The sequence below is a fragment of the Acinetobacter sp. NEB149 genome (assembly GCF_012516415.1).
Classification (GTDB): domain Bacteria; phylum Pseudomonadota; class Gammaproteobacteria; order Pseudomonadales; family Moraxellaceae; genus Acinetobacter; species Acinetobacter lwoffii_V.
In genome coordinates, this window is record NZ_CP051208.1 from 2349916 (window position 1) to 2376030 (window position 26115).

Annotated in this window: 25 protein-coding genes, 4 tRNA genes, 2 pseudogenes and 1 riboswitch; of the genes and pseudogenes, 24 read left to right on the plus strand and 7 right to left on the minus strand. The window is 44.2% G+C overall.

Features of this window, described 5'->3' with window-relative positions:
- The first annotated feature begins 2 nt into the window (after window positions 1-2).
- A complete protein-coding gene (locus tag HGD77_RS11210; protein WP_005106322.1) occupies window positions 3-968 on the plus strand; it encodes an outer membrane protein assembly factor BamD in 966 nt (321 codons plus the stop codon).
- A gap of 225 nt (window positions 969-1193) precedes the next feature.
- Window positions 1194-3116, plus strand: coding sequence for a DNA primase (locus tag HGD77_RS11215; protein WP_004645776.1), 1923 nt, complete (start codon window positions 1194-1196; stop codon window positions 3114-3116).
- 139 nt (window positions 3117-3255) lie between these two features.
- On the opposite strand, the gene hemA is transcribed toward HGD77_RS11215, so the two are convergent.
- Window positions 3256-4545 (minus strand): glutamyl-tRNA reductase, encoded by a 1290-nt coding sequence (hemA, locus tag HGD77_RS11220; RefSeq protein ID WP_005247745.1) that lies wholly within the window; start codon window positions 4543-4545, stop codon window positions 3256-3258.
- A gap of 79 nt (window positions 4546-4624) precedes the next feature.
- Here hemA and HGD77_RS11225 point away from each other — a divergent pair, with 79 nt between their 5' ends.
- From HGD77_RS11225 to panD, 11 genes are all read left to right on the plus strand, one after another.
- Window positions 4625-6337 (plus strand): tetratricopeptide repeat protein, encoded by a 1713-nt coding sequence (locus HGD77_RS11225; RefSeq protein ID WP_165353902.1) that lies wholly within the window; start codon window positions 4625-4627, stop codon window positions 6335-6337.
- Between the two features lie 7 nt (window positions 6338-6344).
- Complete coding sequence (lolB, locus tag HGD77_RS11230; protein WP_004645779.1) at window positions 6345-6923, plus strand: lipoprotein insertase outer membrane protein LolB; 579 nt, start codon at window positions 6345-6347, stop codon at window positions 6921-6923.
- Window positions 6924-6944: 21 nt separating this feature from the next.
- Window positions 6945-7772 carry a 4-(cytidine 5'-diphospho)-2-C-methyl-D-erythritol kinase gene (ispE, locus tag HGD77_RS11235; protein ID WP_086044936.1) on the plus strand — a complete coding sequence of 276 codons (828 nt, stop codon included), beginning with the start codon at window positions 6945-6947 and terminating at the stop codon, window positions 7770-7772.
- Between the two features lie 2 nt (window positions 7773-7774).
- Window positions 7775-7849: transfer RNA gene (locus tag HGD77_RS11240), tRNA-Gln, on the plus strand.
- A 26-nt stretch (window positions 7850-7875) separates the two neighbouring features.
- Window positions 7876-7950: transfer RNA gene (locus HGD77_RS11245), tRNA-Gln, on the plus strand.
- Between the two features lie 18 nt (window positions 7951-7968).
- Window positions 7969-8043 (plus strand) — tRNA-Gln (locus HGD77_RS11250).
- Window positions 8044-8135: 92 nt separating this feature from the next.
- Window positions 8136-8210, plus strand: a tRNA-Gln gene (locus HGD77_RS11255).
- A gap of 36 nt (window positions 8211-8246) precedes the next feature.
- Window positions 8247-9200 (plus strand): ribose-phosphate pyrophosphokinase, encoded by a 954-nt coding sequence (locus tag HGD77_RS11260; protein ID WP_004280601.1) that lies wholly within the window; start codon window positions 8247-8249, stop codon window positions 9198-9200.
- 98 nt (window positions 9201-9298) lie between these two features.
- Window positions 9299-9595, plus strand: a complete 297-nt coding sequence (gene rplY, locus HGD77_RS11265; RefSeq protein WP_004645781.1) for a 50S ribosomal protein L25 — start codon at window positions 9299-9301, stop codon at window positions 9593-9595.
- Window positions 9596-9613: 18 nt separating this feature from the next.
- Window positions 9614-10195: an aminoacyl-tRNA hydrolase gene (gene pth / locus HGD77_RS11270; RefSeq protein WP_086044568.1), complete on the plus strand. Its 582-nt coding sequence runs from the start codon at window positions 9614-9616 to the stop codon at window positions 10193-10195.
- A 144-nt stretch (window positions 10196-10339) separates the two neighbouring features.
- Entirely contained in the window at window positions 10340-10720 is a 381-nt protein-coding gene (gene panD / locus HGD77_RS11275; protein WP_004280606.1) for an aspartate 1-decarboxylase, read from the plus strand.
- Window positions 10721-10791: 71 nt separating this feature from the next.
- Here panD and HGD77_RS11280 read toward each other — a convergent pair whose 3' ends face one another.
- Both HGD77_RS11280 and HGD77_RS11285 read right to left on the minus strand, forming a co-directional pair.
- Window positions 10792-11376 carry a GDYXXLXY domain-containing protein gene (locus tag HGD77_RS11280; RefSeq protein ID WP_005106315.1) on the minus strand — a complete coding sequence of 195 codons (585 nt, stop codon included), beginning with the start codon at window positions 11374-11376 and terminating at the stop codon, window positions 10792-10794.
- Window positions 11373-13183, minus strand: a pseudogene (locus HGD77_RS11285) (DUF2157 domain-containing protein). Before HGD77_RS11285 ends, HGD77_RS11280 begins: the two are co-directional and overlap by 4 nt.
- A 170-nt stretch (window positions 13184-13353) precedes the next feature.
- Window positions 13354-13508: riboswitch (FMN riboswitch) on the plus strand.
- Window positions 13509-13614: 106 nt separating this feature from the next.
- Here HGD77_RS11285 and ribB point away from each other — a divergent pair.
- The gene (ribB, locus tag HGD77_RS11290; RefSeq protein WP_129716270.1) at window positions 13615-14274 is read left to right on the plus strand and encodes a 3,4-dihydroxy-2-butanone-4-phosphate synthase; all 660 of its coding nucleotides are present in this window, start codon (window positions 13615-13617) and stop codon (window positions 14272-14274) included.
- Between the two features lie 65 nt (window positions 14275-14339).
- On the opposite strand, the gene HGD77_RS11295 is transcribed toward ribB, so the two are convergent.
- Window positions 14340-14951, minus strand: a complete 612-nt coding sequence (locus HGD77_RS11295) for a LysE family translocator (protein WP_086044566.1) — start codon at window positions 14949-14951, stop codon at window positions 14340-14342.
- A gap of 44 nt (window positions 14952-14995) precedes the next feature.
- Entirely contained in the window at window positions 14996-15484 is a 489-nt protein-coding gene (locus tag HGD77_RS11300) for a DUF1289 domain-containing protein (RefSeq protein WP_086044935.1), read from the minus strand.
- A gap of 189 nt (window positions 15485-15673) precedes the next feature.
- Here HGD77_RS11300 and HGD77_RS11305 point away from each other — a divergent pair, with 189 nt between their 5' ends.
- The 4 genes from HGD77_RS11305 (at window position 15674) to HGD77_RS11320 (ending at window position 18248) form a co-directional block, all read left to right on the plus strand.
- A complete protein-coding gene (locus HGD77_RS11305; RefSeq protein WP_004645789.1) occupies window positions 15674-16606 on the plus strand; it encodes a rhodanese-related sulfurtransferase in 933 nt (310 codons plus the stop codon).
- 205 nt (window positions 16607-16811) lie between these two features.
- A complete protein-coding gene (locus tag HGD77_RS11310; protein WP_004280617.1) occupies window positions 16812-17090 on the plus strand; it encodes a hypothetical protein in 279 nt (92 codons plus the stop codon).
- An 87-nt stretch (window positions 17091-17177) separates the two neighbouring features.
- Entirely contained in the window at window positions 17178-17795 is a 618-nt protein-coding gene (locus HGD77_RS11315) for a DedA family protein (RefSeq protein WP_004731893.1), read from the plus strand.
- 27 nt (window positions 17796-17822) lie between these two features.
- Window positions 17823-18248, plus strand: a complete 426-nt coding sequence (locus tag HGD77_RS11320; protein ID WP_086044565.1) for an ABZJ_00895 family protein — start codon at window positions 17823-17825, stop codon at window positions 18246-18248.
- Between the two features lie 71 nt (window positions 18249-18319).
- Here HGD77_RS11320 and HGD77_RS11325 read toward each other — a convergent pair whose 3' ends face one another.
- Together HGD77_RS11325 and HGD77_RS11330 are read right to left on the minus strand one after the other, a co-directional pair.
- Window positions 18320-18844 (minus strand): YecA family protein, encoded by a 525-nt coding sequence (locus HGD77_RS11325; RefSeq protein ID WP_004280621.1) that lies wholly within the window; start codon window positions 18842-18844, stop codon window positions 18320-18322.
- A 71-nt stretch (window positions 18845-18915) separates the two neighbouring features.
- Window positions 18916-19122, minus strand: coding sequence for a PA3496 family putative envelope integrity protein (locus tag HGD77_RS11330; protein ID WP_004280622.1), 207 nt, complete (start codon window positions 19120-19122; stop codon window positions 18916-18918).
- Between the two features lie 351 nt (window positions 19123-19473).
- Here HGD77_RS11330 and rpoD point away from each other — a divergent pair, with 351 nt between their 5' ends.
- The 6 genes and pseudogenes from rpoD (at window position 19474) to HGD77_RS11360 (ending at window position 26071) form a co-directional block, all read left to right on the plus strand.
- On the plus strand, window positions 19474-21408 hold the full coding sequence (rpoD, locus tag HGD77_RS11335; protein WP_224215688.1) for an RNA polymerase sigma factor RpoD: 1935 nt from the start codon (window positions 19474-19476) through the stop codon (window positions 21406-21408).
- Between the two features lie 113 nt (window positions 21409-21521).
- Window positions 21522-21809, plus strand: coding sequence for a YbeD family protein (locus HGD77_RS11340; RefSeq protein ID WP_004280625.1), 288 nt, complete (start codon window positions 21522-21524; stop codon window positions 21807-21809).
- 151 nt (window positions 21810-21960) lie between these two features.
- A pseudogene (lipB, locus tag HGD77_RS11345) lies at window positions 21961-22619 on the plus strand (lipoyl(octanoyl) transferase LipB).
- Window positions 22620-22693: 74 nt separating this feature from the next.
- Complete coding sequence (locus HGD77_RS11350) at window positions 22694-23227, plus strand: hypothetical protein (protein WP_005106305.1); 534 nt, start codon at window positions 22694-22696, stop codon at window positions 23225-23227.
- 1 nt (window position 23228) lies between these two features.
- Window positions 23229-24413 carry an iron-containing alcohol dehydrogenase gene (locus HGD77_RS11355; RefSeq protein ID WP_004280629.1) on the plus strand — a complete coding sequence of 395 codons (1185 nt, stop codon included), beginning with the start codon at window positions 23229-23231 and terminating at the stop codon, window positions 24411-24413.
- Window positions 24414-24679: 266 nt separating this feature from the next.
- Entirely contained in the window at window positions 24680-26071 is a 1392-nt protein-coding gene (locus HGD77_RS11360; protein ID WP_004280630.1) for an APC family permease, read from the plus strand.
- Window positions 26072-26115: the final 44 nt, after the last annotated feature.

Genomic DNA, 26115 nt, shown 5'->3' on the forward strand with positions numbered 1-26115 from the left:
TTATGTCGCTACCACATTATAAAATGACAATGCTTGCTGTGACATTAGGCATTGCATCGGCAATGGTAGGCTGTAGCAGTAATCCAAAAAAAGAAGTCGTGGATAAAGGTCCGGAATCTAGCGAACAGGTTTATATTCAAAAAGCACAGAAAGCGCTAGATCGTAATCAATATACCGATGCAGCAAAACAGTTGGAAGCGCTGGAAACTTATTTCCCGACCAGTCAGTATGCCCCTCAGGCGCAGCTTGAACTGTTGTATGTGAAATTCCAGCAAAAAGATTATGAAGGTGCGGTTGCACTGGCAGAGCGTTTTATCCGTCTGAACCCGCAACATCCAAATGTCGATTATGCTTACTATGTACGCGGTGTCGCCAATATGGAACAGAACTATAACGGCCTGCTGCGTTATACCTCACTGAAACAGTCGCATCGTGATGTCAGCTACCTGAAAGTGGCTTACCAGAATTTTGTTGATTTCATTCGCCGCTATCCATCGAGTACTTATGCAGTTGATGCCGCACAACGTATGCAGTTTATCGGTCAGGAACTAGCTGAGCATGAAATGAATGCAGCACGTTTTAACATCAAGCGTAAGGCGTATCTGGCAGCAGTTGAACGTGGCTTGTGGGTGATTGAACATTATCCTCAAACTCCGCAGATTCCAGAAGCACTGGCAACGGTTGCTTATGGCTATGCTCAGCTAGGTGATAAAGCGACTTCTCAGCAATATGTGGATGTATTAAAGCTGAATTATCCGAATCTGGTGAAATCAGATGGGACGGTGAACCTGCGTGCAGCGCGTAGTGAAGGCAGCTTCTTTAACCGCGCGACACTGGGTATTTTTGGTAAAGAAGCCAAAACTGTAACCGACACCGATGCACAGTCTGATGCGCCAGAAAATGAAAAGCGCAGCATCACCAATCGCATTTCATTTGGTTTGCTGGATCGTCCTAAAACGGCTGAATAAAGCTAAAGAAGGCCGGCAGCATCAGCAAATAAGACAGCGCTTTACAGGTGCATTTTCCTCAAGGGCAAGGTATCATACTTGCCCTTTTGCGTTGTCTTGCCCAGGCTTGAACAAAACGTGCAAAAGGTATACAAAGGAACTTGAAATATTCAATGTCCAACTAGACTATTTTCATTTTTTCAGTGATTTAGACCTTAGATTCCAGCACGAGAAGCTCAGCAGACCATGGCCATTCCTCAACATACGATTGATCAGATTCTCGATCGCACCGATATTGTCGATGTGATTGGTCAATTCGTAAAACTGAAAAAAACAGGCCGTACCTATTCAGGCTGCTGCCCTTTTCATCAGGAAAAATCACCGTCTTTCCACGTCTATCGTGACAAACAGTATTTTCACTGTTTTGGCTGTCAGGCCAACGGTAATGCCATCCGTTTTTTAATGGACATTGGCAGCCGTAATTTTGTCGAAGTGATGAAAGACCTGTCCAGCCAGACGGGCATCGAACTGCCTAAAGACAATACTGATTCCAATAAATTAAAATATAAACGTGAAGCAGCCAAACCCAAAATCGTGCCTGCTCAAACTGCACCACAAACTCAGCCGCAACAGAATAACGCTCCAACAGAAAATAATAATGCTGCATCTACGGCGAGTTTCGATCCATTTGCAGAGTTTCAGACAGTCGAACAGGATTTTTATGGTGACCCTTTTGCTTCTTTTGAACACCTACCGATGGCGGAAGTTCAGCAAGACGGTAACCTCTACGACCTGCTAGAAAATATCGCGCAGTTCTATGAGCGCCAACTCCCAAATAGCCCGAGTGCCCAGCAATACTTCAAGCAGCGTGGTCTGACTGCAGAGACCATTGCCTATTGGCGCTTAGGCTATGCGCCTGAAGACTGGCAACATCTGGAAAAAGCCTTTCCTCAGGATATTGAGGGCTTAAAACTTTTAGGTCTGATTCGCACCAGCGACAGTGGCCGTGATTTTGACCTGCTGCGTGAACGAGTCATTTTCCCGATCCGTGATACCAAGGGCCGTGTGGTCGGCTTTGGCGGCCGCGCCCTGAATGACGAGATCAAGCCGAAATACATCAACTCGCCAGATTCTGAAGTCTTCCATAAAAACCAGTTGCTCTACGGCCTCTATGAGGGCCGCAAACAGAAAGCCCAAGAATGGCTGATGGTCGAAGGCTATATGGATGTGATTGCGCTTCAGCAATATGGCATTCATGGCGCAGTGGCGACTTTAGGCACAGCGAGTAATACCGACCACCTGAATATTCTGTTCAAGCAGAGCAACCGGCTGACCATTGCCTTTGATGGGGATGCTGCCGGTCAAAAAGCAGCGCGCCGTACCTTGGACATTGCCCTGCCCCTGCTGAATGATGGCCGAGAGCTGAAGTTCTTTGTTTTGCCCGCTGACCATGACCCAGATTCATTGATCCGCCGTGAAGGGATAGAAAACTTCAGACGCTTGCTGGATCAGGCACCGTTGATGTCGGACTTCGTGTTTGCCCATCTGACCCAAAATCAGGATATCACCACCCCAGAAGGCAAGAGTCAGGTTATGGGTGAACTAAAAAATCTGACCGAATTACTGCCCAAACACGGCTCCTTCCGTTATCTGCTGCAGCAATTTTTCCGTGAAAAACTGGGCTTTAACCGTAAATGGCAACCTAAGGTCAATACAGATGCATCTTTAAGCTTTAGTACCAAAATTGATGCTGAAGAATATGTGATTGCGATCTTGATGAATCATCCTTATCTGTATATTCATTTTGAACCACTGCGCGCGCTAGTAGCGGAAGATCAGTTGCTGTTTAAGATTTTGAATATTCTGAATGTGATTTTTGATGACTTGCCGGATGATCCTGAACTGTCGATCTATTATGTGCTCGGTGCCTGCGCAGCCCATCATCATGAACTGCAGCATATTCTGCAGCATGCCAATGTCAGCGATTACACCTCATCGCCGGAACAGGCCGATAAGCTCGCGGCTGATTTTTCAACCAAGCTGCAATATCAGTGTTTAAAAAACAAGATTAAATCCAAGAAATTTAACAGTATTGCAGAAATGAAAAACCTGAAAATGCAGATTTATGAGATTGACCGCAAACGCTCAATGACCCTGTTAGAAGATTAATTTTTCAAATTATTGATTCTTTTGAATCCAATGAAGTCACTGCTAGCTCACATTATTATTTATAATTTTCTCAAATAATCAGGCTGGGTTTTATGTTGAAGTACAAATCAGCAAAGAACCAAGCTTCTCATCATGCTGATTAAAACGAATGCCTGGATTTACGACGCTTCGCGACTACATTGCCCAGTTCTTCCTGTAACAGCTCAAAATAGGTAGGATCTTCCGCTTTGGCCGCTTCACGCAGCACAATAGAAGTTGGATGCAACAGTTTTTGGGTTAAACGATGTGAAAACTCGGCCAGTACCGTTTCCGCCTTTTCGCCCTTGGCAATACGCTGCATTGCCAGTGACAATTCTTCCTGACGTAATGTTTCCCCGTGGTCACGATAGGCATGAATGGTCGCCCCGGCCTGTTTGACCTTTTGCTGGGTCATCAGTTCTGTAGCCAGCTGATTGACCATGATCTCAGCCTCAACAGCCGCTTGACGGCGCTGTGCCAGATTTTCCTCAATCACGCTTTGCAGGTCATCGACCCCATACAGATAAACCCCGTCCAGGCTTTCTACTTTGGCATCAATATCGCGTGGCACTGCCAGATCGACCAGCAGCATCTGCTGGTAACGGCGTTTCTTTAATGCTGCCTTGATATCAGGATAGTGAATCACCTGATGCAAACTGCCGGTACAACTGGAAATGACATCGGCACGATGCAGATTTTCTGCAAGCTGATCAAAATCTATAATTTCGACTTCAACTCGATGTGCAATTTCCTGTGCCAGAATATCCGCACGCTCGCGGGTACGGTTACAGATGATGATCTTGCCCACACCCATTTCTGCAAGATGCTTAGCCACCAGACTGTTCATCTCTCCAGCTGCCACCACCATAATGGTCAGCTTGTCCGGGTGACTAAACACTTGCAAGGCAAGTTGTGCTACCGCATAGCCCATCGAGACCGCATGACTACCGACAGCCGTTTCCGAACGCACACGTTTAGCGGCATAAAAAGCATATTCAAAAATGCGGTTCAGGTTTTGCGAAACGGTATGAGAGTCTTTGGCCAGAGAAAGTGCGGTTTTGACCTGCCCCAGAATTTGTGGTTCACCTAGCATCAGTGAATCCAGACCACTGGCAACACGCATCAGATGCGTCACCGCTTGAGCATTTTCATAACGATAGACATGATGTTGCAGTTGTTTGACATCCACCCCATTTTTCTGGGCGAGCCAGTTCAGCACCATGTCAGCATTGTCAGACATGGCGTAAACTTCGGTCCGGTTACATGTAGACACCACCACCATGTCGTTCAGTTCAGGGTGTTGGCTTTGCTCGGCAAGAATGGCACTTAACTTTTCAGGGTTAAACGCCACTTGTTCGCGCAGTTCTACAGAGGCAGTTTGATGGTTGACACCCAATGCAAAGAAAGACATATCAGGTCATCATTTCACTAAATTTATGCTATTGTGCAACATCGGTGTCATAAAAAGCATTACTTGGATCAATAAAAAATTGCGTCAAACAATTAGCCGTATCAACGGCCCTACAATTAAGCAATATTCTACCACATTCCTACTGGTGGGTAGCATGGCTTCGACTGCACATCTCTATGCAGCGGAAGCAGTTTACCATGCAAATCAAAATTATGATGCGATAAAACAAAGTATGATGGCTGAGTTTGCCATCGCTGCACATGACATTCCGACCGCTTTGCACAACTATACGGTGCTAGCGATCAAGAGCAATTCCACTTCAGTCAAGCAGCGTGCGCTGAATGTCGCGCTGGAACATGATGATCTTCAGGCAGCACTAGATATCTCCACGCACTGGGTGGTACAAGAGCCGCAAGATGTCCCCGCTTTATTTTATTTATCACATATTGCCCTGAAAGCACATGAATATGAGCTGGCCGCTGAGACCTTAGAAAAAATCCTGCAAATTGATGACAGCGCCGATCTGGAAGAAATTCTCGCAGGGATTTCACCAGAAGGTAGAGAAGACCGTACTTATCTGATTCAGGCCTTAAGTACCACCAAAGCCAAGGACAACCCGTCTATTCTGGTGCTGGTGGCCGGTCTGGAAGCGCAAAATGGTCAGCTCGAACAGGCTCTAAATACAGTTAACCGTGCCTTAAAAAAACGCCCGAATGCGACTGGATATATCCTGATGAAAGCCAATCTGCTCAATGCACTCGGCGATACTCAGGCGACACTGCAATGGTATGAAAAATCCAGCCGTAAACACCGCAATAATCTGGATGTGCGTCTGGCCGAAGTCAAATATCTGGTCAAGCTGAACGAAGCGACTTTGGCGCTAAAAAAACTGCAAGACATTCTAAAAAAATGGCCGACTGCCGAAGAAGCCCTGTTTATTGCCGGACTAACCAGTATCGACCTGGAAGAATACGAGAAAGCCGAAAAATATCTGGTCGAACTGCGTTATTCTGCGCAGTATCAAAATGAAGCTTATTATTATCTGGCGGTCAATGCAGAACGCAAACAGCATTATGAAACGGCTAAAGCCTATTATCGTCTGGTCGATGGCAGTCTTTACACCGTCTCACGTCGCAACATGATCTCGATTTTCGCCCAGCAGGATAAGCTGCATGATGCGCTGCGTTTCTTAACACAGGAAAGAGTCAATTATCCACAACATGCCAGCTTCCTCTATCTGGCCCAGGCGGATATTTTGACGCGTATGCAGAATAAAAAAGCTGCTATTCGCCTGCTGGAAGAAGCCAGCAAAAACCTGCCCGATGACCCTGAACTGGTTTATTCGCAAGTCCTGTTGCTAGATCCCCATCAGGATCGCATCAAGCTGGATGAACTACTTAGCACTTTACTTAAAATTGAACCGAACAGTCCGACCTATCTGAATGCCTATGCCTATACCCTGGCGATGCAGAACCGTCGTCTCGAAGAAGCACGCCGCTATGTCGAACAGGCACTGGAATATGCACCGGAACAGGCATCCATTCTGGATACCTATGGTTATATCTGTTATTTACAGAATGACTTCGCCACAGCTGCGGACGTGTTATACAAAGCTTATCAGTTGAATCCGAATGTGAAGATTGGCGTGCGTTATGCCCGTTCCTTGTACATGAAAGGTGATCTACAACACTTCCATCAAGTGTTACAACAATTACAACAAAACCATCCAAATGACCCAGAATTGAAACAACTTAATTCGCTATTGTTAGCACCACAAACCAAAACGAGTTAATTAATTTATGCGCAATTTGAGCCAATTGGGCTGCTGTGCCTTTGCAGCCACTGCTTTATTTTTAACTGGCTGTCAGCAGATGATCAAGCCTCAAGCGCCTGCCACCCCGTCTGTACAGGCAGAGAATCAATTTCAGCTGCAAGGTAAAATTGGCGTTCGTACCCCTCAACAGACTGGCAGCGCATTCTTTACCTGGGTACAACAGCAGGAAGAATTCGATATTGAGCTCAGCGGTATCTTAGGTGTCGGTAAAACCCAGATTTCTGGCACACCGGGACAAGTGACCTTAAACAGCGCAAAAACCGGTGTGATTCAGGCAGCCAGTGCCGAAGAATTACTGCAACGTGCAACCGGCTGGCAAGCGCCGATCAGTTATTTAGTCGATTGGGTACAAGCCCGCCCTGCTACCACGACTGCCAAATTACAAAAAGATGATACACAGCGAATTAACCAGATTATCGAACAGGGCTGGACGGTCGATCTCAATTATAATGCGCAGGCCAAAATGCCAAACCGTTTGATTTTAAAGCAGTCACTTGGAAATGGTGCAGAAAACCGTATTACAATGATCATTGAAAACCGTTAATTGACCTGATTCCAGCCCATGATGATTCGTGTTCCCTCGCCTGCTAAACTGAATTTGTTTTTACATATCACCGGTCGCCGTGAAAATGGTTATCATGAGCTGCAAAGTATTTTTCAGCTGATTGACCTGTATGACTGGCTGGAGTTTGAACCAAGCGCCGATGATGCGATTCAGATTGAAGGTCTGGCCTCCGTCGATCTGCAACAGAATCTAATCTATCGGGCGATACAGTTGTTGAAGCCTTATGCCCAAACGCCGTGCGGACTAAAAATTCGTCTGGAAAAAAATATCCCGATGGGTGCAGGTCTTGGCGGTGGGTCTTCCAATGCAGCGACGACCCTGATTGTGATAAACCAGCTCTGGCAGTGCGGTTTAAATGTTGAGCAACTGGCAGATCTCGGGGTTAAACTGGGTGCAGATGTGCCGATATTTGTGCATGGTAAAAATGCCTGGGCTGAAGGCATTGGTGAACACTTAACATTCATAGACTTAGATCAAAAAAAATTCATTGTGTTAAAACCTGATTGTTTTATCAGCACTCAACTACTTTTTTCGCAAAAAGCATTGACAAGAGACACGAAGAGCACTAAATTTTGCGCCTATCAGGAAACGCCATCTGATTTTGGAAATAACTTTGAGCCACTGGCAAGAAGCTTATATCTCGAAGTCGATGAAGCAATGCAATATCTCGACCAGTTCGGAAAAGCAAAGCTTACAGGTACAGGTGCTTGTGTGTTTATTGAAGTCACTGAAAATCTGAATATCGAAGATATTCTTGCAAATGCACCATGTAAAGCTTACCTGGTCAACAGTTTACAAGAATCACCTTTAGTTCAGTTTAAAGTGTAGATAGGGGTATCGCCAAGTGGTAAGGCACCGGGTTTTGATCTCGGCATCCGTTGGTTCGAATCCAGCTACCCCTGCCATTTTTCACCTGTAGATGTACTGTATTAGGGGTATCGCCAAGTGGTAAGGCACCGGGTTTTGATCTCGGCATCCGTTGGTTCGAATCCAGCTACCCCTGCCATCTTACAGTCATCAAATTAGGGGCGTCGCCAAGTGGTAAGGCACCGGGTTTTGATCTCGGCATCCGTTGGTTCGAATCCAGCCGCCCCTGCCATTTTCTCGAAAAAAGACAGAACACTCATTTGCTGTAAGACTGTTAATTTACCTTGACACTTTACCGCAAAAATATTAAAGTTCTGCCGCATTAGGGGTATCGCCAAGTGGTAAGGCACCGGGTTTTGATCTCGGCATCCGTTGGTTCGAATCCAGCTACCCCTGCCATCTATTCCCATATATCCCAACCGCCAAGGGTGCTTCATGCCCAATCTTGTCGTTTTTAGTGGATCTGCGCATCCACAATTCGCTCAAAAAGTCGTAAGTCACTTACATATTCCTCTAGGCGCTGCCTCTGTAGGTCAGTTCTCTGACGGTGAAATTGCTGTCGAGATTACTGAAAACGTTCGTGGTAAAGACGTATTTATCGTACAACCTACTTGTGCCCCAACTAACGATAACCTGATGGAAATCTTAGTAATGGCTGATGCTTTGCGTCGTGCAAGTGCAGGTCGTATTACTGCCGTGATTCCTTATTTTGGTTATGCTCGTCAAGACCGTCGTCCACGTTCAGCACGTGTTCCAATTACTGCAAAAGTTGTAGCAGACATGCTCACTACTGTAGGCGTTGACCGTGTTGTGATGATCGACTTGCATGCTGACCAGATCCAAGGCTTCTTCGATATCCCTGTAGACAACATCTACGGTACACCAGCGCTACTTGCTGACTTGCGTCAACAATCGCATCACAACCTGATGGTGGTTTCACCTGACGTGGGTGGTGTAGTGCGTGCACGTGCTGTTGCGAAACAAATGGGCGATATCGATCTTGCAATCATCGATAAGCGTCGTCAAAAAGCGAATGAATCACAAGTGATGCATTTGATTGGCGATGTAAAAGATCGTGATTGTGTCATCGTTGATGACATGGTAGATACTGCTGGTACGTTATGCAAAGCTGCTGATGCATTGAAAACTTTCGGTGCTCGCAAGGTTGTTGCGTATGCAACGCATCCAGTACTTTCTGGTAAAGCGATTGAAAACTTAAAGAATTCTGTGATTGATGAACTGGTTGTGACTGATACCATTCCTCTTTCTGATGAAGCTTTAGCACTGGGCAAGATTCGCCAGGTTTCGGTAGCCAGCATGGTTGCCGAAACGATTCGTCGTATTAACAACGAAGAATCTATTAGCGCAATGTTTGATTCTTATCTATAATAGAGCGCTGAATTTTCAAAGCCCTGCCATTTGGTAGGGCTTTTACTCACCAGACTGGTCGCAAGTCTGGTTCATTTAACTTAAATAGGATGTCTATCATGGCAAACTTCGTATTAAACGCAGCAGCACGTGAAGAAGCAGTTCAAGGGAAAGGTGCGAGCCGCCGCCTTCGTCTTCAAGCTAAAGTTCCTGCAATCATCTACGGTGGTGAAGCTGCTCCTGTAGCAATTACTGTTGAGCTTCGTCAGCTTGTTAAATTCTTAGAAAACAATTCATTCTTTGAAGAAGTTATCGAAATTGATGTAGACGGTAAAGTTGAAAGCGTTAAAATCCAAGCGTTACAACGTCACCCAGCTAAAAACACACCTATGCACGCTGACTTCAAACGCGCATAAGTGTTAATGGTGTAATTAGTGTCAAATATTTCACTGATTGTTGGTTTGGGTAACCCAGGTTCTGAGTATGCCCAAACCCGCCATAATGCAGGCTTCTGGTTCGTAGAACGCCTTGCAGACCAATATGGCATTGTCCTCAAAAAAGACCCGAAATTCAATGGATTTAGCGGTCGTGGCAATATCGAAGGTCAAGACGTCCGTCTTCTTCTACCGACAACCTTTATGAACCTTTCCGGTAAAAGTGTTGTTCCTTTCGCCAAATTTTACAATATCGCACCTGAATCGATCCTGATTGCCCATGATGAACTGGACATGAATCCTGGTGTCATTCGCCTGAAAACTGGCGGTGGTCACGGTGGTCATAATGGTCTACGCGATATCGTTCCGCATATTGGTTCAAACTTCCATCGCCTGCGTATTGGAATTGGTCATCCTGGTGCCAAAGACCGTGTTTCCGGTCATGTGCTCAGTAAAGCACCTAGCAGCGAACAGAACTTAATGGATGATGCAATTTCCCATGCCCTCGCCCGCACAAAAATGCTGGTGAATGGTGAAGTACAGCAAGCCATGAATCAAATCAACGCATATAAGCCGAACTAAACATTCAAAAATTGCTGGACAATTCCGCTTGCCAGAAAGTTTATTTAAGCGCAAAATGCGTTTGCTCGATTGTTCACCATACAGCAAGCAAGATTGATTTAACCAAATGATCAAACTCTTAGGTCAACTCAGGGGACGCTAGCCATGCTATCTCGTTTATTAAAATGCAAAATTCACCGCGCTCACGTTACACATGCAGAACTACACTATGAAGGTTCATGTGCAATTGATGGCGTTTTGATGGATTTGGCTGGCATTCGTGAATACGAAGAAATTCATGTGTGGAACGTGACCAATGGTAAACGTTTTGCAACTTATGCAATTCGTGGCGAAGACAATTCAGGCATCATCTCAGTCAATGGTGGCGCTGCGCATCAGGCCGATGTAGGCGATATCGTGATTATTGCAACCTTTGGCGATTTCACTGAAGCTGAAGCGAATGCCCATCAGCCTCGCTTAGTTTATGCTAACCCAAACAATACAGTCAGCCACACAGCGAACTGTATTCCTGTGCAAGTAGCTTAAGTCCAAGATTTTAAAAAGCCCGCAATATGCGGGCTTTTTTATTGAAAAATACTTCTAAAAATAGATCTTAATTAACCGCCTTGTACCCAGTCTTTTTGGCTTTCGCAATTTAAAGCTCGCAGATTCTGATCCACCAGATTCGCCAATAAAGCCTGTCCATTATCTTTAACTTTAATCTCGGCATATTTTGCGTTGCGATAGCACGGCTCCAATCCTTCTGCAAACAGAAAGCTACTCGCTGCCGGATATAAATTGGCTAATCGATTGGAAGGATTTTTTAGAAGCAAACGCGCGGAAGTTCCCTGATGAGTTTTTAAAAGATTTTCATCCATGCTAGTTTGAATCACACGATGCTGATCATCTAGCTGTACATAGCTTAGAAGATGTGTCTGATCCTGAATATGCTTTTCTAAGGCTGCAATTTTCTTATCCGCTAAACTACCCTCTTCTCCACGATCCGCTTCAGCATCACCCTCGAAATGCAGCTCATAATTCAGTACCATATAATCGCCTTGCAAGATTGAGCGCGGATCGAACGGAGCAAGCTCGACGAAAATGGACTGGCTGTTCACTAAATGATGTTCATGTTTCAGGATCAATCCCACAAAGAGCAGAATACTGAATCCGGCCAGAATCAGAGGAAGAAACTTTTTCATGCAGTTTCCTCCTGACCAGGTCTAATCCTTACCTGCTTTAAGCCATAGACCATGCACCAAACCATAAGACCTGAGATGAAAATCGTTAGGCTCTTTACCAGGAAACTCAGCCCCAGATTGTAATACAGCATCCATAACCAGAAGATCAGCAATAAAATCGACAGAGCTTGCATCAGTCGTTGCTGATAGACTACAGCCCAGGCCATGAGCAGCATAATGATAAAAATTTCAAAATAGCCCAGCAGGATCAGTAATAAACCCAGAACCGGAATTAACCAGAGCCATTTTTCAGAAAATTGTTGCCAGTTTTGCCAAATAAAACTGAACAACAATAAGCTCGGAAGAATATAAAATAACAGGACTTGGTCAAAGCTGATCTGTCCAATGCTGTGCCAGTGCTCTAATCCGGTCACCGCCTGAACCACCGCTGAACCTGTCAGCATGGCAATCATCCAGAGAAAGATACTTTTCTGATAATGCGAAGATTGCCAATAACGCGCTGTTAGGAATATTCCGATGAAAATGACATAGTTCAAGCTGAGTATGATACTGATCACCATGTCATCATGTTTAAAAGAATTCTCTAAGACCAGAACCACGATTGCTAATGCATGCGTCATCAGCAGCTGTAGGGTCAAAATAGACCAGTGCATCCGTTTGATGGTAGTAAGCCCCAGCATTAATAATTGCAGCAGCCAGACTACAACTATACTGTCGGTCAGCAGTTCTGTATGAATTAAAACTGCTGCCTGACCACAGATCCACAAGCAATAGGCAAACTGGTGCATAAAAACTGAAGCCTGCTGACCCAGCAGTTTCCAGGCGATGCCTATAAAAATGATCCCCATTAAAATCGAAAATGCTTCCCAGTAAGTCAGTAACAGGACTGCAAGAATAATCCCCGAAATCCAGGCACCGAGTGCCAGAGGAATCACAGAAAATTTGGTTTGTGGAAAAATTCTATTTAAAGCAAAACTAATTAAGGCAAACCAGCCAAAAATCAGCACAGCCAGCACAAATAGTCCAGTAGCTGAATTGGTCAGTTGATTTTCAACCAGTTCAAATACCCATAAGCTCACACTGGCAGCCAAACCTGCAATGAGAAGAATGACTTCTAGCGCCTGATGTTTCCTATAAAAATAAAATGCGGCACCTGTCGGTAAAACAACTGAAGAAGCTAAATAGATCAGCTTAGAGTGATGAATAAACTGCATCATGCTGCTGATCGAAATCACGATCACAAATGCGATAAACAGAAAACGTAGCAGCGCGTAATAGCGCATGGCATACGCAAAGCTAAGTGCTGTCAGCAAATTTAGACCGAGCAAATACAACCCTTCTGCTCTTCCCATCCAGAAGCTCTGTTTAAAATACAGATACAACGTCAGCTGGCTCACTACGCAAAGCATGACAAAAATGCCAATATTGGAGCGATAGAGCCATGGTAAGAGCAAGGCTGACCAGAGCAAAAATAACAGATAACTATCTGCGCCAGTTTGATTTGATAAATCTGCCCAATCATTGCCAGACTTAAACCCAGCATGAGACCAGATACTGTATCCAGACTCTGTCTCACCCATTCCTGCTGGTCGAAGTAAATACTTGCTGTTGCACTACAGAGTAAAATCAGCATCGGGATTGCCAGCTGAACCGGATCCGGCAGCATCCACCAGTTCGCTGCCATTAAATACAGCAAACTGACCGTGATGAGTGCCAAGCCCAAGATTTTTAAATAACGTAGTACTTCTACATTGCAGAACAGCAAGGGCGAAAATTGATTATTTCGGATCAGCTCAGTTTTATGCATTGTTAGAATGATTGAAGGATTTCTAATCTTCCTCACACCATAGCATATTTCCAGTATTTTGCTAAAAACCTGGGTAATTCAGATTATCTGTTTTGTTTATCTAAAATTCTGCAAATTACTTTCCATTTCAACCATCCCATCTTTTTAAAATCAGGACTATAATGTTCTTACATCGCTTCAGGGCGGGGTGTGATTCCCCACCGGTGGTAATTTCAGCTTTTTATAATTAGGCTTGAATTAGCCCACGAGCGGTCAATTTCGATTGATCTGCAGATCTGGTGCAAATCCAGAGCCGACGGTATAGTCCGGATGAAAGAAGACGAAAGCAGCACCAAGGCTGTATGCCGTGCATACACCTGTTTTTGCTATAAGCCTATTTTCACTCAGTCCTGAAATGTTCAATCATATTTTTAGTTTAGGTGAGCATTTCAATGTCAAGTTTGATTCAACCCGAAATTTTCTTTTCTGCTTTAGCCCCTGCTGAACAACGTATCCTTCAGGCACTCGAAGATCTCTGCCAAGGCAAACCTGTCTTGGTCATGGATGATTTTGACCGTGAAAATGAAGCCGATCTGATTGTGGCAGCTGAAACTTTAACTATAGAAACCATGGCGCGTATGATTCGTGATGGTTCCGGCATCGTTTGCTTATGTCTGACTGATGAGCTGGCAAACCATTTAGAGTTACCACCAATGGTACAAGATAACTCTAGCCAGTTTAAAACTGCCTTTACTGTAAGTATTGAAGCAGTAGAGGGTGTAACAACCGGTGTTTCTGCCAAAGACCGCACGACTACAATTAAAACAGCGATTAAAGACGGCGCAGTTGCCAGTGATCTGAATCGTCCTGGTCATGTATTCCCATTACGCGCCCGTGAAGGTGGTGTCTTAACCCGGCGTGGTCATACTGAAGGTACTATTGACCTTGCGCGTCTGGCTGGTTTAAAACCTGCCGGCGTGTTGTGTGAACTGACTAATCCGGATGGCAGCATGGCTTCTGGTATTCAAGTTCTCTCGTATGCACAGACGCATCAACTGAGCCTAATTACCATTGATGAACTGGTACAGTACCGCCAGCAACACAATATATAAGTCTATTTAAAAAGAAAATCCCGGCATTTGGTCCGGGATTTTTTGTGTCGTATATATTGATTGAATTAACTGAAGATGGAATAAATCCCATACAGTGCAACCATTAACAAGATCAAGCCACATAGCCCAAGTAAATGCGGATAAAGCTGAGACCGAGATAATCGCTGAAAACCCAGATACACCAGTGACAGGGTGAGAAAATCCAGAACAATCCAGCTAATTGTCAGAATCACCAAGCTTAAATCGAGGTTTGGGCTAATGCCTATAAATTGCGGAAAAAAAGCGGCAAAGAAAATAATATCCTTGGGATTAGAAATACCTACCAGAAAACCGGTACGAAAGCCACCCTGTACGGGCTGCAGGTTTTGTGGTCCAGTTGATCCCTGCCCTTGCCAGACTTCCCTGAAAATCTGAATTCCCAGCCAGGCAATATACAAACAGCCAAGTAGCTTAATGCCATTCAGCCAATTTTCGTTAACAACCAGAAGACCTTTTAGACTGAGAATGGATAAACCAATCAGAACCAGTGAGGCAAAGTTAGTCCCGAAAATAGTCTGCAAGGCATGCTTATAGCCGCCTTTGAGCCCAGCACTAGCGACCAGTAACATTACTGGTCCGGGCGTCGCGATCATGATTACTACGGCCAGACAATACAGCAGATATTCGGTAATATTCACCCCATTCCTCCTTGTCTAATATAGTCAGCATAAAAAAAGAGGACCTACTCGTCCTCTTCTTCCATCTGAATCAGATGCTGACTGATACCGTCTGCCCGCAGAAAAGCCAGATCGTAACTGGCGGTAGCCAAGGCCAAGATCCGGCGCTCAAACTCGTCCCAGAGCGGACGCACCTGCTTATAATGGATGCCTAAACCACTATCGTCGGTAAAATGCCGATTTTTTTCACAGAGCTTTAAAGCATGATACAGCTTGCGCCCTTTGGAAGCATCATCACGCAAGCGCACCCGTTTCGACAGCACAAAGGCCTGCACTTTGACAAGATCGGCATGCGGTAACAATGGCACCAGAATCTGATCCAGCTGTGCATCCAGTCGCTGCCACACAGCTCGATGCTGCTCAGCACTATACGTATTCCAGTGAATCACTTCATGATTAAAACGGCGACAACCACGACATACCGCATCACCAAATACGGTCGAGCAACGCCCTGCACATGGGGTTAAAGACGCAATACGACGATCTGAACTCAAAACACACTCCAAAGATACTGCAACTTTCAGTATCTGCATCACTGCACAAAATCCTGGGCCGGGCATGACTATACACGCTCTCTCCCATGAATTGAAGCCTGTTAAAAGACTTGCGTTTTACTCGCTTATTCACTCGAATCAAGCTAAAATATGCGCCTTTCAAATTATCATGCTACGTTGGAGTATTCCATGAACGCTACTGTAGAACAGCTTGCACCTGTAGAACAGCAAGCGACGACTGGTTGGGTTGTTGCCGCACTTTATCAATTCAAAGAAGTTCAAGATCCTGCCGATCTTCAGCAACGTCTTCTGGACCTGGTAAAATCCATCAACCTTTGCGGTACTCTAATTGTGGCAGGTGAAGGCATTAACGGTACGGTTGCAGGCGACCGTGCATCGATTGATCAAATTCACCAGTTCCTTCTGAATGAAGGTTTTAACGAAATGGAATACAAAGAATCTGACAGTTCTGAAAAACCATTCCGTAAAATGAAAATTAAATTAAAAAAAGAAATCGTGACTTTAGGCGTGGAAGTGAAACCGCGTGATTTAGTCGGTCACTATCTTGATCCAAAAGAATGGAACGAACTGATTGCACGTGATGACGTGATTCTGGTTGATACCCGTAACGATTACGAATACAAAGCAGGTACGTTCAAAGGCGCGATTGATCCGAAAACTGAAAGCTTCCGCGAATTCCCTGAATACGTGAAAAATAATCTGGAACAGCACAAAGACAAGAAAATTGCCATGTTCTGTACAGGTGGTATTCGTTGTGAAAAATCAACCTCTTTACTTCTTCAAGAAGGCTTCACTGAAGTTTATCACCTGAAAGGCGGTATTTTGAAATACCTGGAAGAAACCCCGGCTGAAGAAAGCATGTGGGAAGGTGAATGCTTCGTGTTTGATGGTCGTACTGCCGTAACGCACGGTGTTGAAGAAGGCCAAAATACCAAGTGTCATGCGTGTGGCTGGCCTTTACTTCCAGAAGAAGTTGCCCTCCCAAGTTATGAACATGGTGTCTCTTGTGTGTACTGTATTGACAAAACCTCGGAGAAACAAAAAGAAGGTTTTCGTATGCGTCAATCACAAATTTTAGCAGCAAAACGCAAACGCCTCTAATTTGGCCTTTTGTAATGAAATATATAAAGACCCTCTTCGGAGGGTTTTTGTTTACATAAAAATCACAACAGCAATAAAACTCTTACCAATTCCTTACCAAGAACCTCATTTTTTTCCAAACAAGATTGTTAGTCTAATGATACGGTAATTTACAATCTAAGTCTTTCATTATTAACTGAAATTTTTAAGTGAAAAGGAATATAAAATGGCAGGCTCACTTGCTCGAGATTCAGACAATCTGGTTCAATTTCAACCAAAAGAAAATATAAAGTTGCAACGGCTTCATCAAATTTCTGAAGAGCTTGAACAGCAATCACATCTGTTCGTCGTTATCTTGGGAACCGTTATTGGCGCGATCTTGGCGCTTTTCATTGGTTACCATATCAATACCAGCATCATGCATTTTATCCTGCTAAGTATTTTGCCGATCTGCTTGGCCTATTTCTTACGTAAAGTTTATATTTATACCCTGACGCATAGCTAATTCTGCCTGATCATTTATATTCCAAGACTTTACCGCACAAAAAATACTGCTTAGGATACAGGCAGTATTTTTTATTTTGCCAATCATATGAATCTGACCGAATGGATTATTTCCGTTATGGAGCAACTGGGCTACTGGGGCATTGCTCTGCTCATGTTCCTGGATAATGTCTTCCCGCCAATCCCTTCCGAAATTATTATGCCTTCCGCGGGCTATTCAGCCTCTCAGGGCGAGTTAATACTCGTCGGGGTAATCATGTCCGGCTGTATCGGCTCCCTGCTGGCAGCCGCCTTGCTGTACTGGATTGGCTATAAATTTAACCATGATTCTATTTTTAAATTTGTCGATCGTTATGGCAAATATTTATTTATTAAATCAGAAGATGTAAAAAAATCATTGAGTTGGTTTGAGCATTATGGTCACCGGATTGTGTTCTTTGGCCGCATGATTCCTGCGGTTCGCTCGCTGATCAGCATTCCTGCTGGCATGAGTCATATGCCCTTCTGGAAATTTATGTTTTATAGCGCACTTGGAACCATCATCTGGACCACATTTTTGGCGTGTGTCGGATTTTATTTTGGCGAAAACCAGCATTTGATGCAGCAAATTTTCAGTAAAGTCAGTTATGTGATTATTGCCATTGTTGTGGTAATTATTATCTGGATTTTCTACCGTAGACAGCAGCGTAAAAATCGTCCATCCTGAGGAAGATCCCTTAAGGAGATTAAAACGATGTCGCATTATCTTAAATATTTTGCCACCGTTTATCTGACCTTGGTTCTATTGGTAGGCATATTCATCTATGTATTCAATCTGGGCGCCATTCTGCTGATTCCTGCCCTGATTGCTTCTGCCTTTCTCAGTGCCCGATACTTTGTTAAGAAAGAACTTCGTTTGCCGACTCAGCAAGAGAAAAGCAAACTGGTCTGGGGCTCCACTATTATTGCCATGACATTCGGGTTTATCTTTTTAGTTGTGGTCATCTGGATGAACCCGCAGACAGATGAGATTTATAGAACCATCACCTATACAGGAAGAGGAACAAATTCATTCCTGGTAGCTGCAAGCATTGCCTTACATGCCTTGCTGTTTCATATCGCCTACAATGCTTATGCACGCTATAGTCTGGCGAAGCGTACAGGCTTGGAAAGAAAATAGGGTCGAGTAGATCTCAAAGATGCAAAAAGGCCAAAGCTAAAAAAAGCACCCTGCGGTGCTTTTTTTATGAATTATTCTGGAGTGTGATACATCAGATACAATTCATTTAAGTTTTCTGGAATTTCTTCTGCAAGTTCATCCATTAACTGACCATTGCGACGGAAAGTTTCCATTTGTGGATCTTCATCATCAATGCCGCTGAAGACCATGATTGGCAGGGTTAAATCCACCAGTTGTTCTTCAAATTCTTCAGTAAACCAAGCGTCTTCGTTTAGGAACATGGCGTCTACAAAGCCCACACTCCAGTCACCCAAGCTTGATTCAGTATCTGCTTCTTCAATTTCAAACGGGAACGTAATCCCTTCTTCATTGGCTAAGCTTTGACGAATAGACTCTAACCATGCTTGCACCTGAGTGATGATTTCTGCAGGCACTTTCTTTTGATTACTATCAAAAAGTTCGTCTAACCATTTGTCGAATTTTGGGCCTACTGCAATAGCACATAAGAAACCATGGGTTGCCGCGAAATCTAGACCATGTTCATTTTGGTCACCATCTAGATATTCACTCAACAGGTCTAAATCTAAAGCACTCATCTAACATCCAAACTTAGAAAACCGAAAGGTTTAGCATAGCATTTATTCAGGCTATGCTAAATCCGAATTCGTTAATCTTCGTCGTCAAAATCGTCATCATCGTCGAAGTCATAGTCAAAATCTTTGAGTTCGCGCTCTAAACGACGTTGGGTCAGCAGATCATCGATCAGACGACGTTTTTCCAACGACTCTTTAGCACTGAGCTTGCTAGAAGCCTCATCGAAATTAACATCATCTTCACCGAAGTTATCATCTAGTTCAAAATCTGTAGAAGACACTAAAACTTCCTCATGAGTGAAAAATGTAAAAGGATTTAAGCGCTATTTATCGTGCCTAAAATAACAAGTCAAGTTTTATTTGGATTTTCGTATTTTTAATTTGTAATTAGGGGTTTTTTCTGTCTCAATTGTGTGCCATGATATAATCCACCCTGCGTCCTTATGTTTTTTGATTCTCCTTTTTTGAGTCATAAACAGACACGCATGGGATGAACTTGAAAACAACAAATTCACCCCCATCTTAAATTACTGAATTTCATTTTAAATATTTTATCAGACAGCTTTAATGCTGAATTCACTGATGAAATATGTAGGCTATTCACTAAATTTAACGAGCTTAAATCGTGCAGCATTGTACGGTTTTTTACTGCCACAGATTCAACGAAGAGTAAGCAAAAGATGAGCGATATGACTTCCCCTACTTCTCAAGTAGCGGCTCTGATTAGCCGAGGCAAAGAACAAGGTTATTTAACCTTCGCTGAGGTTAACGATCATCTGCCGGACTCCATCACAGAAAGCGAGCAGATTGAAGACATCATTCAGATGCTGAATGACGTTGGTATTCCGGTACATGATCGCGCGCCTGAATCTGATGATACGATGTTCGAAGATACTGCAGAAGCGGCGGATGAAGTTGCAGAAGAAGAAGCTGCAGCCGTACTTGCCTCGGTAGAAAACGAGCCAGGTCGTACCACTGACCCTGTACGTATGTATATGCGTGAGATGGGTACAGTAGAACTTCTGACTCGTGAAGGCGAAATCAGCATCGCAAAACGCATCGAAGAAGGTATTCGTGATGTTTTGCACTCGATTGCTTACTGGCCGAATGCGGTAGAAGTGGTACTGCAAGAATACAAAGATTATGAAGCGGGTGAACGCCGTCTTGCTGACCTTTTATCAGGTTATTTAGATCCTGAATCAGATGAAGAAATTCCTGAAGTTCTAGAAGAAGAAGCGGTTCTTGCTGAAGATGAGACTGACTCGAAAAAATCGACTAAAGATGTAAAACTGGACGATGATGAAGAGGAAGAAGAAGCAGATTCTGATGATGAATCAGAAGCAGATTCTGGTCCAGATCCTGAAATTGCTAAAGCGCGTTTCACTGAACTGGAAAATGCATGGCTGAATACCAAAGCAACCATTGAAAAACATGGTCGTGACAGCAAACAGGCTGAAGAAGCTCTTCAGGCACTTGCAACTGTATTCATGATGTTCAAATTTACCCCGCGTCTATTCGATATCATTTCTGAAATGATTCGTGGTACCCATGACCAGATTCGTGGTGCAGAACGTGAAGTGATGCGCTATGCAGTACGTCGTGGCCGTATGGATCGTACCCAGTTCCGTACCAGCTTCCCGGGTCAGGAATCGAATCCAGCCTGGTTAGATGAGCAGATTGCGAAAACACCTGCAGACCAGAAAGCTTATCTGGAAAAAGTACGTCCAGACGTATTGGCCTTCCAGCAAAAAATTGCCGATATCGAGAAAGAGCTTGGTCTTGATGTAAAAGGTATTAAAGACATTGCCAAACGTATGGCTGTCGGTGAAGCCAAAGCACGTCGTGCCAAGAAAGAAATGGTTGAAGCGAACTTACGTCTGGTCATTTCGATTGCGAAGAAATATACCAACCGTGGCTTGCAATTCCTGGATCTGATTCAGGAAGGTAACATCGGTCTAATGAAAGCCGTAGACAAGTTTGAATACCGTCGTGGTTATAAATTCTCGACTTATGCCACTTGGTGGATTCGTCAGGCGATTACCCGTTCGATTGCGGATCAGGCACGTACCATTCGTATTCCGGTACACATGATTGAAACGATCAACAAGATCAACCGTGTATCTCGTCAGCTTCTACAGGAAATGGGTCGTGAACCGACGCCTGAAGAACTGGGCGAACGCCTGGAAATGGACGAAGTTAAAGTACGTAAAGTACTGAAAATCGCCAAAGAACCGATTTCGATGGAAACACCGATCGGTGATGATGAAGATTCACATCTGGGTGACTTCATTGAAGACAGCAACATCACTTCACCAATTGATGCGGCAACGTCTGAAGGCCTGAAAGAAGCAACACGTGAAGTTCTGGAAAACCTGACTGAACGTGAAGCCAAAGTCCTGAAAATGCGTTTTGGTATCGACATGCCGACCGACCATACTTTGGAAGAAGTGGGCAAACAGTTTGACGTAACACGTGAACGTATTCGTCAGATTGAAGCCAAAGCACTGCGTAAACTTCGCCATCCATCGCGTTCAGAACACTTACGTTCATTCCTTGAGAATGATTAAGATTTGATACTTGATGTGGAGACTTGAAATTTGATCATCAGTCTCCATTTAAGTAGCCAAGACAGACCCAAACGCCTGCATGATTGCAGGCGTTTAAAATTAGGGGGACTACCATGTTAGACCGTACACCATCTCGTGAACTTCAAGAACATCTTTGGGTTTTCCCTATGGATTATCCGATTAAACTGATTGGCCTTGCGGGCGATGAATTGCGTCACGCTGTCATCGACATTTTTCTAAAACATTTTCCAGATTTTGAAGGTGATAGCGTAAGTATTACACCATCACGTACTGGCAAATATCACTCCATTACCGCACAACTGCGCTTTCTGGAGCTGGAACAGGTGCATGCAGTGTATGCAGATTTGGCCGCCTGCCCGCTGATTAAAACTGCATTGTAATCGAAAATACAAAAGACACGCTTCCGGGCGTGTTTTTTTATGCCTGTACAATGACTGAGCTAGCGCTTAAATATTGCAGATCTCGCCCCTATTTCATGCCGAAATCATTATAATTATGACCAGTTTTTTATAATTACCAAGGACACTTCCTGTGACTGATGTGCTGCAAAAGCCCGAGCTGATCATTCGTCAATATCACGACCTCACACCTTATGAAGATCGTTTTCTGGAAATGAAAACATTTACGGAAACCCGTGATGAACATAGCCCGGATCAATTGTGGATTTTGCAACATCAGGATGTACTGACTCAAGGTCAGGCAGGCAAACCGGAACATATTTTAATACCAAGCAATATTCCGGTGATTCAGACCGATCGTGGTGGTCAGGTGACCTGGCATGGTCCCGGTCAATTGGTGGCTTACTTCATGTTTGACTTGAATCGTCTGGGCTGGAATGTGCGCACGCTGGTGTCTTATGCTGAAAACCTGATGATCGAATTGCTAAAAAATATGGCATTAATGCCTATGCCAAACCGGATGCCCCCGGGGTTTACGTCGCTGAACGCAAAATTGGCTCACTTGGTTTTAAAATTCGCAAAGGCCGTAGCTATCATGGTTTGTCCCTAAATCTGGATTGTGACCTAAGCGGATTCAATACCATTAATCCTTGTGGCTATGCAGGACTGGAAATGGTACGCATGAGTGATTTGCTCGAACAACCACCCCAATTCAGCCAGTTGTGCACTGAAATTATTGAAACTTTGCGTCACAGCGGGTACTTTAAGCAAGTAACTGTCGAGCAAAGATAAAGCCTTTGCATTTCAACCCCAAATAAATTAGAGTATTTACTCTAAACTAATAATATTGAGATAGGGATCATCACGTGATTGCGACTAAATCCGTAAAACCCGCTTTGCAGCTTGCCTATGTCAAACTCATGATGGATGTGATTGGCCGAGGTCTGGTCATGGCAAGCCAGGTGGATGAAGAAATCAAACAGGAAGTGGCCCATTTTCCAGAAAATTTTACTCTTTCCATGAAAGTCTTTCCGCATGGCCCGGCCTTTGTGGCGCGGGTCACTGAGGACAAACAACTGGAACTGGTCAAAAATCTGGAAAAAGCACCTGATTTGATCATTACCTTTAAACATCTGCACCATGCCTTTTTGGTGTTTTCTTTTCAGGAAAGCACCTCACAGGCTTTTGCCAATGACCGTATGATTGCTGATGGTGATATTTCCAATGCCATTCGTCTGGTACGCTGCCTGAATAAAATGGAAGCGCTGATTTTGCCGAAAATGGTGGCACAACTGGCAGTGAAAGAATATCCAAGCAATCTGAGCCTAAAAGAAAAACTAAGCGAAGCGAGCAGTATTTATCTGAAAATCGCTCAATCCTATTTGAAACGGAGTGTATAACATGGCTAAACCTTATTATGAATTTTTCTGTCCGGTCAAAGTGATTGCCGGTCATGCCGCGTTAGAACATATTCCGTTTGAACTTGCGACTTTGGGGGCAAAACGTCCGCTGATCATTACCGACAAAGGTGTACGCGCCAACAACCTGCTAGCACCGATTGAAGCTGCATTTGAAATGGCAGATGCTGCAATTGTAGCGATTTTTGATGACGTACCACCCGACTCTAGCTTGGGTACAGTACGCAGTGCGGCAAAGCTGTATCGCGAAAATCATTGTGATGCGATCATTGCTGTGGGCGGTGGTTCAGTCATTGATACCTCCAAGGCAACCAATATTTTGGTCTCTGAAGGCGGTGATGACCTGCTGAAATATTCAGGTGCTCACAACCTGCCTAAACCGCTGAAACCGTTTTTTGTGATTCCAACCACGTCTGGTACAGGTTCAGAAGTGACCATGGTCGCTGTCGTGTCGGACACTGAAAAGAACGTCAAAATGCCGTTCGCCTCTTATTATCTGATGCCGCATGCTGCGATTCTGGATCCCCGCATGACCCAGACCTTGCCGCCGCATTTAACCGCCATGACCGCAATGGATGCGATGACCCATGCGGTTGAAGCTTATACCTGCATGGCAGCCAATCCGATTTCGGATGCTTATGCCACCGCCGCAGTCAAAAAGATCAGTACCCACCTATTTAATGTGCTGGATAACCCTTCCGATGCACAAGGCCGTCTGGAGCTGGCACAGGCATCGACCATGGCGGGAATTGCATTTTCCAACTCGATGGTTGGCATTGTGCATTCACTGGGGCACTCATTGGGTGCAGTGGTACACCTGCCGCATGGTTTATGCATGAACTTATTCCTGCCTTATGTGCTGGAATATAACAAAGAGGTCAATGGCGATAAAATTGCAGATCTGCTCCTGCCTTTGGCGGGTGCCGATATTTATGCACAAACGCCAGCGCATCTACGTGCTGACAAAACCATTGCGACGATTCTGACCATGCGTGACCGGATTTACAGTCTGACCAAATTACCACGCACATTACGTGAAACCGGTAAGATTTCTGAAGCCCAGCTCGATGAAGTGGCAGAGAAAGCCCTGAATGATGGTTCCATCATTTATAACCCGAAAGAAGCCACCCTGGAAGATTTAAAATCTATCTTAAAAAAGGCTTGGTAATTACTGAAAAATAAGCCAATATAGCCGAAATTCTAGCCTGATGTTTTTTTAAACATCAGGCTTTTATCTTGCATAAGAAAAAATTCGATTTCTTTTTTGAATGGCACATTTTATGCAGGACAAAAGTCAAAAAAATAGCTAGCAAAAGCCGTTCTTTTCAAGTAGATTGGCGGACTTTTATAGAAAACTGTAGGGGGGATCGTTCGTCTCAAACGATCCTTATAAATATGACTGATCCTTGATCAACGATTAAGAGGATAACGCCGTTGACTAATATCTCTGGGACTCAATCGGCAGCTAAACTGCAAAAAACGCTGGGACTCTGGCACATCATTATTATTGGTTTAGCTTATATTCAACCCATGACCTTGTTCGATACATTTGGTCTGGTATCTGAAGAAAGTAACTTCCACGTTCCTACCTCTTACATTTTTGCACTGATTGCAATTTTGTTAACCTCCTTGAGCTATGGTCATATGATTCGTCGCTACCCTTCTTCGGGTTCGGCCTATACCTATGCGCAAAAATCCATCCACCCGAACGTAGGTTTCATGGTGGGTTGGTCATCCTTGCTGGATTACCTGTTATCGCCAATGGTCAATATCATCCTGGCGGTGATTTATCTGGAAGCACTTTTCCCAGACATGAACCATTGGGTTTGGGTCATTGGTTTAACCGCCTTTATGACTGCGATTAACCTTCGCGGTGCGAGATTTGTTGCCAACTTCAACAGTATGATTGTATTCGTACAATTGGGCGTCATTGCATACTTCACCTGGATGGTTTACCAACTTTTGGAAGGTGGCGTAAATGCAGATGGCACACTGGTCGATGCAAAGTATCAACTGTGGAGTTTAGAGCCATTCTGGAATGAGTTTACTTCTGTTGCTGCCCTGATTACCGGTGCAACCTTACTGTGCTTCTCATTCACAGGTTTTGACTCTTTGAGTTCTCTGGCTGAAGAAACCAAAGATACTGAGAAAACCTTACCTAAAGCGATTTTCTTGACTGCATTATTGGCAGGTATCATCTTCATCATCAGTACTTACTTTATGCAGATCTTCTTCCCGAATGATCCAAAAACTTACTTTGAAGATATCGCTGCAACACAGCCGGATATTTTACAAGCTGTAGGTGGCGTGGCGTTTAAGACAGTCGTACTTTACTTCGCAATTGTGACAGTCATGGCTTCTGGTATTTCAGCACATGCGGGTGTATCACGTCTGATGTACGTGATGGGTCGTGATGGCGTGATCAACAAGAAGATCTTCGGTCATATTAGCCCGAAAAACTACACACCTTCCTACAACATCCTAATCGCTGGTGCAGTGGCTTTAACTGCTGGCTTTATGGATCTTGACTTTGTGGTGTCTTTGATCAGCTTTGGTGCCTTAACTGCATTCAGTTTCGTCAACTTGTCAGTGATTTCACGTTATGCATTACGTGATGGTCGTACCAAGAGTGCTAAAGAGATCATGAACTTTGTCGTTGTTCCTTTACTTGGCTTCATTTCAGTATTTGCATTGTGGCTAGAAGTCGATGAAGCTTCGCTTAAATACGGTCTGATCTGGGCATTTGGCGGTATCTTGTACTTGGGCTATAAAACCAAAGGCTTCAAGCACCCAGCTCCTCAGCACAATGAATTTGACGATAAATAATATCGTTTCAATTCAAATAAAAAAGGCGCTTCATGCGCCTTTTT

Bases quoted from the DNA above. Each gene is read 5' to 3' on its own strand.
- HGD77_RS11305 (WP_004645789.1), top strand. From the start codon at position 15,674: ATGAACGCTACTGTAGAACAGCTTGCACCTGTAGAACAGCAAGCGACG.
- HGD77_RS11325 (WP_004280621.1), bottom strand. From the start codon at position 18,844: ATGAGTGCTTTAGATTTAGACCTGTTGAGTGAATATCTAGATGGTGAC.
- rplY (WP_004645781.1), top strand. From the start codon at position 9,299: ATGGCAAACTTCGTATTAAACGCAGCAGCACGTGAAGAAGCAGTTCAA.
- HGD77_RS11320 (WP_086044565.1), top strand. From the start codon at position 17,823: ATGTCGCATTATCTTAAATATTTTGCCACCGTTTATCTGACCTTGGTT.
- HGD77_RS11280 (WP_005106315.1), bottom strand. From the start codon at position 11,376: ATGAAAAAGTTTCTTCCTCTGATTCTGGCCGGATTCAGTATTCTGCTC.
- panD (WP_004280606.1), top strand. From the start codon at position 10,340: ATGCTATCTCGTTTATTAAAATGCAAAATTCACCGCGCTCACGTTACA.
- ispE (WP_086044936.1), top strand. From the start codon at position 6,945: ATGATTCGTGTTCCCTCGCCTGCTAAACTGAATTTGTTTTTACATATC.
- HGD77_RS11355 (WP_004280629.1), top strand. From the start codon at position 23,229: ATGGCTAAACCTTATTATGAATTTTTCTGTCCGGTCAAAGTGATTGCC.
- HGD77_RS11340 (WP_004280625.1), top strand. From the start codon at position 21,522: ATGTTAGACCGTACACCATCTCGTGAACTTCAAGAACATCTTTGGGTT.
- HGD77_RS11260 (WP_004280601.1), top strand. From the start codon at position 8,247: ATGCCCAATCTTGTCGTTTTTAGTGGATCTGCGCATCCACAATTCGCT.
- HGD77_RS11315 (WP_004731893.1), top strand. From the start codon at position 17,178: ATGAATCTGACCGAATGGATTATTTCCGTTATGGAGCAACTGGGCTAC.
- HGD77_RS11215 (WP_004645776.1), top strand. From the start codon at position 1,194: ATGGCCATTCCTCAACATACGATTGATCAGATTCTCGATCGCACCGAT.
- lolB (WP_004645779.1), top strand. From the start codon at position 6,345: ATGCGCAATTTGAGCCAATTGGGCTGCTGTGCCTTTGCAGCCACTGCT.
- HGD77_RS11310 (WP_004280617.1), top strand. From the start codon at position 16,812: ATGGCAGGCTCACTTGCTCGAGATTCAGACAATCTGGTTCAATTTCAA.
- ribB (WP_129716270.1), top strand. From the start codon at position 13,615: ATGTCAAGTTTGATTCAACCCGAAATTTTCTTTTCTGCTTTAGCCCCT.
- hemA (WP_005247745.1), bottom strand. From the start codon at position 4,545: ATGTCTTTCTTTGCATTGGGTGTCAACCATCAAACTGCCTCTGTAGAA.
- HGD77_RS11210 (WP_005106322.1), top strand. From the start codon at position 3: ATGTCGCTACCACATTATAAAATGACAATGCTTGCTGTGACATTAGGC.